This is a genomic window from Streptomyces sp. WAC05292, from assembly GCF_003949955.1.
GTDB classification, from domain to species: Bacteria; Actinomycetota; Actinomycetes; order Streptomycetales; family Streptomycetaceae; genus Streptomyces; species Streptomyces globosus.
Map to the genome: position 1 here is coordinate 1 of NZ_RPSE01000321.1, position 7,498 is coordinate 7,498.

Below are 7,498 nucleotides of genomic sequence, written 5' to 3' on the forward strand. Positions count from 1 at the left end.
ATCGCGCGGGCGTCGGCCTCCGCGTCCGCGAACTCGAAGCGGCTGCCGCCGGCCGCCTTCGCCCGGTACATGGTGATGTCCGCGCTGCGCAGCACCTCCGCCGGAGTGCGCTCCCCGGCCGGGCCCTGCCTGTTCTGCAGCCGGGCGTGCGGCCCTGCCCGGGCGTGCGGCCCTGCCCGGGCGTGCGGCCCTGCCCGGGCGGGCGGACCGCGGGACCGGCCGGGGGCTCGTCCGCGGAGGCCGGCCGGGCCCCGCGCCGCCCAGGGGCGGCGCGGCGCGCGTCCGGGCCAGGCGGTCAACCCATGGCAGCCCCACCAGCCCCGAACATCTCAGTGGTTCGGGCGCCGCGGGGCACTCGCCACCCCCGTGGCCCGGCCGCTCAGCGCGGCATCCAGCGTTTCCTGGGCGATGCGCATCGCCTCGGCGTACTTCGGCTCGGACATGCGCTCCCAGGCCCGGTCCGGCGCGACGTCCTCGACCCGGCTCACCACCCACCAGATGTTGCCGAACGGATCCCTCACCCGGCCACCGCGATCCCCCCACGCGCTGTCGGCGATCTCGGTGACCACCTGTGCCCCGTGCGCGACAGCGGCAGCCATGGCGGCGTCCGCGTCCGGTACGTAGACCCGGAGCAGCGAGGGCATGACCGGCCAGTCGGGCCGCCGGTCGAAGGCGAGCACGACCGTGTCGCCGACACGGATCTCGCCGTGGCCGATGGTGCCGTCCTCGACCGGAACCCGCGCGAGCTCCTCGCCGTCGAACGCGGCGGTGATGAAGTCGAGCAGTGCACCGGTGTCGTCGGTGACCACCCACGGTGCGACGCTGGTGTAACCCTCGGGTGCCATGTGCCCCATCGGTCTCGTCCTCTCGTACGTTCCTCCGCGATGTGGCGACCCTAGAGGCGCATTAGGACAACTACGGACCTGGATGAGGCGGAAGGCACCACCGTTTTCTCCATCTCAGGGAGCCGCTCTCTGAGCGGTGGGTCGCCGACTGCTCGGAGGGCGGCGGCCAGGCAGGTGTGGGACCGATGCCCCGCCGGCGTCCGGGCGCCGGTGCCCACGGACACCCGGAGTCGGCAGCACCCTGGTCGGCCGGCGCCCTGCAAGGCTCCGCTGCCTGGCCGGGGCTCGCTGCACCGACGGGGGCGGGGGGTTGGCGGGGCGTCAGTTCATGCCGGCCTCCGTTCCGCGGCCGGGGGTGCGGACCGCTTGGACCACGCGCGCGTAGCGCCGGGTCGTGTCGGTCACGACCGCTCTTGCCGCGGGGAGGCGTTCCGCCTCGTAGGCGTCGAGTACCTCCGCCGCGGCCGGTTCCGCCAAGGCGGCGGCGAGGGTTCGGGCGAGGGCGGTGGCGTCCTGGATGCCGGTGTTCATGCCGAGTCCGCCGGCTATCGGGTGCACGTGCGCCGCGTCCCCGGCGAGGAACGCGCGGCCCCGGCGCATCCGCGCCGCCACCCGCGAGTTGACCCGCCACGACGACATCCAGGTGGGGTCGGCCAGACGTATGCCCGGGACCCGTGCGTACCGGTCGAAGAGTCGCTGGAAGCTCTCCAGGGAGGGCGGCAGTGTCCGGCCCTCCCCGTCCTTCTCGGGCGCCGCCTGGAGTTGGAAGGAGTCCGTCCCCGGCATGGGGCACAGCAGGATGCCGCCGCCCTCCGTGGTGAACCACTGGTGCCAGAACTCCCTGCTGAGGCCGGGCGCCCGTACGTCGCCGAGGACCATCGCCTCCTCCTCGGCGGTGCTCCCCTCCAGCGGGATCCCCAGCAGCCGGCGCGTGGTGCTGCGGCCGCCGTCGCAGCCGGCCAGGTAGGCCGCGTGCAGGCCCGTACCGTCTGACAGTTCGGCGCGCAGGCCCGACGCGCCCTGGTCGACCGAGGCGAGGGCTGCGCCGTGCTGGACGCGCACGCCCAGCTCCGCGAGCCTCTCGCGCAGGGCCTCCTCCACCTGCCACTGCCCCACGAGGATCCCGGCGCCGGAGGGGGTGTCGCCGATGTGCTCGCCGTCGAAGTACTTGCGCAGCACGATCCCGGTCCGCCCGACGGCCCTGATGCGGTCGCCCGCGCCGAGTCCGTCGAGGAGTTCCATGGCCTCGGGCTGCAGTCCCTTGCCGCGCGACTCGCGGTGGGGTGCCGGGCGCTGCTCCACGACCCGCACCGCGATGCCCCGCCGGGCCAGGTCGCAGGCGAGGGCGAGGCCAGTCGGTCCGGAGCCGACCACCAGGACATCGGTGGCGGCCGGGGCGTTCGTCGTCGTCATGACTCGTCCTTCCTTCGTCGTCCTCTCAAGGAAAGCGGCCGATGGACGAAAAAGCAACCCGGTTACAAAAATTACTCGGTTGCGAAATCCGTGCTAGGGTTGCACCCATGGAGAACACGACCGGTCTGCGTGAGAACAAGAAGCTGCGCACGCGCCGCCACCTGGCGGCCACGGCGCTGGAGCTCTTCCTGGAGCGGGGATTCGACGAGGTGTCGGTGGCCGACGTCGCGGCGGCGGCCGAGGTGTCCAAGCCGACCCTGTTCCGGTACTTCCCGAGCAAGGAGGACCTGGTCCTCGACCGGTTCGCCGACCACCAGGACGAGGCGGCCCGCATCGTGCGCGACAGACCCGCCGGGCAGACGCCGGTGGCGGCGGTGCGGGGGCACTTCCTGGACGCCCTCGCCGCCGGCGACCCGATCACCGGCCTGTGCGATCATCCGGAGGTCGTCGCCTACCAGCGGCTGCTCTACACCACGGCCAGCCTGGAGGCGCGCCTCGGCCACTACACCTCGCGGGAGGTCGAGCTGCTGGCCGCCGCGTTGGAGGCGGAGTCCGTCGCGCCGTTGGCCGCGCGCCTGGCGGCGATGCACCTGGTGACCGTCCGGCACGAACTCGGCCGGGAGAACTGGCGGCGGATATCCGCCGGCCAGAGCGCGGCCGAGGCGCAGCCGGCGGCCGTGGACGACGCGGAGGCCGCCTTCGCCATGCTGGCCGACGGACTGGACGCCGCCCTGCCCGTACGCCGCGCCTGACCGCCGGCAGCCGGCCTAAGCGCCCGCAGGGCAGCCCTGCCGCGGCCGGTGCCTCAGTGCTGCAGCAGGATGCGCTTCAGTTCGCGGGCCGCCCTCGGCGGTGCGACGTCCGTCCGGTGGGCCAGGGCGATCGTGCGGCGCAGCGGGGCACCCTCCAGCGGGGTGCTGCGCAGCCCCGGCGCGGCGCCTCCGGCGACCATCGCCGGGACCACGGCCACGCCGAGCCCCGCGCGCACGAAGCCGAGCACCGCGTCCATCTCGCCGCCCTCGACGGTGAACACCGGCTCGAACCCCTCCGCCCGGCAGGCGGCGACCGTCAGGTCCCGCAGGTCGTATCCGTGCCGGAACATCACCATCGGCTCGTGCCGCAGCGCCGACACCGTCAGCGGCCCGCCCCCGCCGGGCGGCGGCAACCGCTCCGAGGACACGACCACCAGGTCCTCGGTCAGCAGCTCCACGGTGTCCAGCGCGGGCGCCGACGGGGGCAGCGGCAGTGCGATCAGCGCCAGGTCCAGTGCGCCGCGCGCCAACTCCCTTACCAGGTCAAGGGATCCGCTCTCCTGGATCAGCAGCTCGATCCCGGGATGCGCGGTGTGGAAGGCGCGCAGCACCTCCGGCAGCAGGCCCGTGCACACGCTCGGGGTCGCCCCCAGCCGCACCCGGCCCCGCCGCAGCTGCGCCAGCTCCTGCACCTCCAGCCGCGCCGTTTCCGCGTCGGCGAGGATCCGCCGCGCCAGCGGAAGCAGCGCCTCGCCCGCGTCCGTCAGTGCGATGTTGCCCCGCGCCCGGCTGAACAGCTCCGCACCCAGCTCCCGCTCCAGGGCCTTGATCTGCTGCGACAGTGACGGCTGTGCGACGTGCACCCGCTCCGCGGCCCGGGTGAAGTGCCGCGTCTCGGCCACCGCCACGAAGTACAGAAGCTGCTGGAACTGCATGACCCCAGGCTACCCCCGCATAGACGCTGCCTATCGAGAGCAGCGTCATCATGTCTTGGACCTCTCGGGGGTGCGCTCCTTACCGTCGACGGCATGGCTCTGGCAACGCGGACGGACCGACGGCCGTCCACCACGCGCACGCTCTGGGACTCCACCGTCGGCAAGAAGGCCGTGATGGCGGTGTCCGGTCTGATCATGCTCGGCTACCTGGTCGTCCACATGATGGGCAACCTCAAGATCTTCTTCGGTCCCCAGGAGTTCAACGCGTACGGGCACTGGCTGCGCCACATCGGCGAACCGTTCCTGCACAGCCACTGGGCCCTCTGGGCCGTCCGTGTCATCCTCCTCGCCGCCGTCGCCGCGCACGCCGTGTCGGCGTACCAGCTCAGCCGCCGCGACATCAATGCCCGCCCCGTCGCCTACGCCCACAAGCGCCGGCGCGCCGGCTACGCGACCCGCACCATGCGCTGGGGCGGTGTCATCCTCGGCCTGTTCATCGTCTGGCACATCCTCGACCTCACCACGCTCACCGTCAACGAACGCGCCTGGGCCGGCCACCCCTACGAGAACGTCCTCGCCACCTTCTCCACCTGGTACGGCAACACCCTCTACATCACCGCCATGGCAGCCCTTGGCCTGCACATCCGGCACGGCTTCCGCAGCGCCGCCCACACCCTCGGCGCCGGCAGCGCCCGCCGCGACCGCGCCCTCAGGGCCCTCGCCAACACCCTCGCCCTCCTCCTCTTCGCCGGCTTCGTCTCCGTCCCCGTCGGCGTCATGACCGGAGTGGTGAAGTGACCGCGCACCCCACCGACCACGGAACCGCCACCATGAGCGACACCTACGCGCACTACACCACCGGCGAGCCCCTCGCCGACACCAAGGCCCCCGCCGGCCCCATCGCCGACCGGTGGGACCGCCGCCGCTTCGAGGCCCGCCTCGTCAACCCGGCCAACCGCCGCAAGCAGACCGTCATCGTCGTCGGCACCGGTCTCGCCGGCGGCGCCGCCGGCGCGACCCTCGCCGAACAGGGCTACCGCGTCGTCCAGTTCTGCTACTCCGACTCCCCGCGCCGGGCCCACTCCATCGCAGCCCAGGGCGGCATCAACGCCGCGAAGAACTACCGCAACGACGGCGACTCCGTCCACCGCCTCTTCTACGACACCGTCAAGGGCGGCGACTTCCGCGCCAGGGAGTCGAACGTCCACCGGCTCGCCCAGATCTCCGTCGAGATCATCGACCAGTGCGTCGCCCAGGGCGTCCCCTTCGCCCGCGAGTACGGCGGACTCCTCGACACCCGCTCCTTCGGCGGCGTCCAGGTCTCCCGCACCTTCTACGCCCGCGGCCAGACCGGCCAGCAGCTCCTCCTCGGCGCCTACCAGGCACTCTCCCGGCAGATCGCCGCCGGCGCCGTCGAGATGCACGCCCGCACCGAGATGCTCGACCTCGTCGTCGCCGACGGCCGGGCCCGCGGCATCGTCGCCCGCCACCTCGTCACCGGGGAGATCACCACCCACTTCGCGGACGCCGTCGTCCTCGCGACCGGCGGCTACGGCAACGTCTTCTACCTCTCCACCAACGCCATGAACTCCAACGCGACCGCCGTCTGGAGGGCGCACCGGCGCGGCGCGTACTTCGCGAACCCCTGCTTCACCCAGATCCACCCCACCTGCATCCCGCGCACCGGCGACCACCAGTCGAAGCTCACCCTGATGAGCGAGTCCCTCCGCAACGACGGCCGCATCTGGGTTCCCAAGGCCAAGGGCGACACCCGCCCGCCCGCGGAGATCCCCGAAGCGGAGCGCGACTACTACCTGGAGCGGATCTACCCCTCCTTCGGCAACCTCGTCCCCCGTGACATCGCGTCCCGCGCCGCCAAGAACGTCTGCGACGAGGGGCGGGGCGTCGGCCCCGGCGGCCAGGGCGTCTACCTCGACTTCGCCGACGCCATCCGCCGCACGGGCCGCGACAAGGTCGCCGAGAAGTACGGCAACCTCTTCGAGATGTACGAGCGGATCACCGCCGAGAACCCGTACGAGGTCCCCATGCGGATCTACCCCGCCGTGCACTACACGATGGGCGGACTGTGGGTCGACTACGACCTCCAGACCACCGTCCCCGGCCTCTTCGCGATCGGCGAGGCCAACTTCTCCGACCACGGCGCCAACCGGCTCGGCGCCTCCGCCCTCATGCAGGGCCTCGCCGACGGCTACTTCGTCCTCCCCGCCACCATCAGCGACTACCTCGCCCGCCACCCCGCCCGGGAGCCCGTCGACGACACCCACCCCGACGCCGCGGCCGCCCTCCGCGAAACCCGCGACCGCCTCGACCGGCTCCTGCGCGCCGACGGCGACCGCACCCCCGACTCCTTCCACCGGGAGATCGGCGAACTCATGTGGGAGCACTGCGGAATGGCCCGCACCGACGCCGGACTGCGCACCGCCCTCGCCCGCATCCCCCGGATCCGCGAGGAGTTCTGGCGGCGCGTCAGGGTCCCCGGCAGCGGCGCCCAGCTCAACCAGACCCTGGAGAAGGCCAACCGGATCGTCGACTACCTGGAGCTCGCCGAGCTGATGTGCCTCGACGCCCTCCACCGCACCGAATCGTGCGGCGGCCACTTCCGCGAGGAGTCCCAGACTCCCGACGGCGAAGCGGCCCGCCGCGACGAGGAGTTCGCCTACGCCGCCGCCTGGCAGTTCCGCGGCACCGGCAAGCCGCCCGTCCTGCACAGGGAAGACCTCGTCTTCGAGTACGTCCACCCCACCCAGCGGAGCTACGCATGAAGCTCAACCTGCGCGTCTGGCGCCAGCAGACCCCCGACGCCCCCGGCGCCATGGTCACCTACGAGGTCGACGGCATCTCCCGCGACATGTCCTTCCTCGAAATGCTCGACACCCTCAACGAGGACCTCATCGTCCGCGGCGAGGAACCCGTCGCCTTCGACCACGACTGCCGCGAGGGCATCTGCGGCGCGTGCAGCCTCGTCATCAACGGCGAGGCCCACGGCCCCGAACGCACCACCGCCTGCCAGCTCCACATGCGCTCCTTCCGCGACGGCGACACCATCGACGTCGAACCCTGGCGTGCGGCCGCGTTCCCCGTCGTCAAGGACCTCGTCGTGGACCGCAGCGCCTTCGACCGGATCATCCAGGCCGGCGGCTACATCACCGCACCCACCGGCTCCGCGCCAGAGGCGCACGCCACCGCCGTCCCGAAACCCGACGCCGACCGCGCCTTCGAACACGCCGAGTGCATCGGCTGCGGCGCCTGCGTCGCCGCCTGCCCCAACGGCTCCGCCATGCTCTTCACCTCCGCCAAGGTCAACCACCTCGGCGCGCTCCCGCAGGGCTCGCCCGAACGGGAGAGCCGGGTGCTCGACATGGTCGCCGCGATGGACGACGAGGGCTTCGGCGGCTGCACCCTGACCGGCGAATGCGCGACCGCCTGCCCGAAGGGCATCCCGCTGCCCTCGATCACCGCCATGAACCGCGAATGGCTCCGCGCCCTCCGCAAGGGCGCCGCCGCCCGCGACTGACACCGGCCGCCCCGCCGC

At 72.6% G+C, this 7,498-nt stretch carries 7 protein-coding genes; 4 read left to right on the plus strand and 3 right to left on the minus strand.

The window, feature by feature from the left end; all coding sequences use genetic code 11:
- Positions 1-329: 329 nt before the first annotated feature.
- Both EF903_RS25315 and EF903_RS25320 read right to left on the minus strand, forming a co-directional pair.
- The gene (locus EF903_RS25315) at positions 330-845 is read right to left on the minus strand and encodes a VOC family protein (protein WP_260615899.1); all 516 of its coding nucleotides are present in this window, start codon (positions 843-845) and stop codon (positions 330-332) included.
- Positions 846-1,166: 321 nt separating this feature from the next.
- Positions 1,167-2,258, minus strand: a complete 1,092-nt coding sequence (locus EF903_RS25320) for an FAD-dependent oxidoreductase (RefSeq protein ID WP_125546885.1) — start codon at positions 2,256-2,258, stop codon at positions 1,167-1,169.
- A 107-nt stretch (positions 2,259-2,365) separates the two neighbouring features.
- On the opposite strand from EF903_RS25320, the gene EF903_RS25325 reads away from it, so the two are divergent.
- The gene (locus EF903_RS25325) at positions 2,366-3,010 is read left to right on the plus strand and encodes a TetR family transcriptional regulator (protein ID WP_125546887.1); all 645 of its coding nucleotides are present in this window, start codon (positions 2,366-2,368) and stop codon (positions 3,008-3,010) included.
- Between the two features lie 53 nt (positions 3,011-3,063).
- Here EF903_RS25325 and EF903_RS25330 read toward each other — a convergent pair whose 3' ends face one another.
- Positions 3,064-3,945, minus strand: a complete 882-nt coding sequence (locus tag EF903_RS25330) for a LysR family transcriptional regulator (protein ID WP_125546889.1) — start codon at positions 3,943-3,945, stop codon at positions 3,064-3,066.
- Between the two features lie 93 nt (positions 3,946-4,038).
- Here EF903_RS25330 and EF903_RS25335 point away from each other — a divergent pair, with 93 nt between their 5' ends.
- The 3 genes from EF903_RS25335 to EF903_RS25345 are packed head-to-tail and all read left to right on the plus strand — an operon-like array spanning position 4,039 to position 7,480.
- Positions 4,039-4,743 (plus strand): succinate dehydrogenase, encoded by a 705-nt coding sequence (locus EF903_RS25335; RefSeq protein WP_125546891.1) that lies wholly within the window; start codon positions 4,039-4,041, stop codon positions 4,741-4,743.
- A gap of 32 nt (positions 4,744-4,775) precedes the next feature.
- The gene (locus EF903_RS25340; protein ID WP_125546895.1) at positions 4,776-6,728 is read left to right on the plus strand and encodes a fumarate reductase/succinate dehydrogenase flavoprotein subunit; all 1,953 of its coding nucleotides are present in this window, start codon (positions 4,776-4,778) and stop codon (positions 6,726-6,728) included.
- Entirely contained in the window at positions 6,725-7,480 is a 756-nt protein-coding gene (locus tag EF903_RS25345) for a succinate dehydrogenase/fumarate reductase iron-sulfur subunit (RefSeq protein ID WP_125546893.1), read from the plus strand. Before EF903_RS25340 ends, EF903_RS25345 begins: the two co-directional genes overlap by 4 nt.
- Positions 7,481-7,498 lie beyond the last annotated feature (18 nt).

Coding starts and splice junctions, on each gene's coding strand:
- EF903_RS25315 (WP_260615899.1), bottom strand. CDS start 845: ATGGCACCCGAGGGTTACACCAGCGTCGCACCGTGGGTGGTCACCGAC.
- EF903_RS25320 (WP_125546885.1), bottom strand. CDS start 2,258: ATGACGACGACGAACGCCCCGGCCGCCACCGATGTCCTGGTGGTCGGC.
- EF903_RS25325 (WP_125546887.1), top strand. CDS start 2,366: ATGGAGAACACGACCGGTCTGCGTGAGAACAAGAAGCTGCGCACGCGC.
- EF903_RS25330 (WP_125546889.1), bottom strand. CDS start 3,945: ATGCAGTTCCAGCAGCTTCTGTACTTCGTGGCGGTGGCCGAGACGCGG.
- EF903_RS25335 (WP_125546891.1), top strand. CDS start 4,039: ATGGCTCTGGCAACGCGGACGGACCGACGGCCGTCCACCACGCGCACG.
- EF903_RS25340 (WP_125546895.1), top strand. CDS start 4,776: ATGAGCGACACCTACGCGCACTACACCACCGGCGAGCCCCTCGCCGAC.
- EF903_RS25345 (WP_125546893.1), top strand. CDS start 6,725: ATGAAGCTCAACCTGCGCGTCTGGCGCCAGCAGACCCCCGACGCCCCC.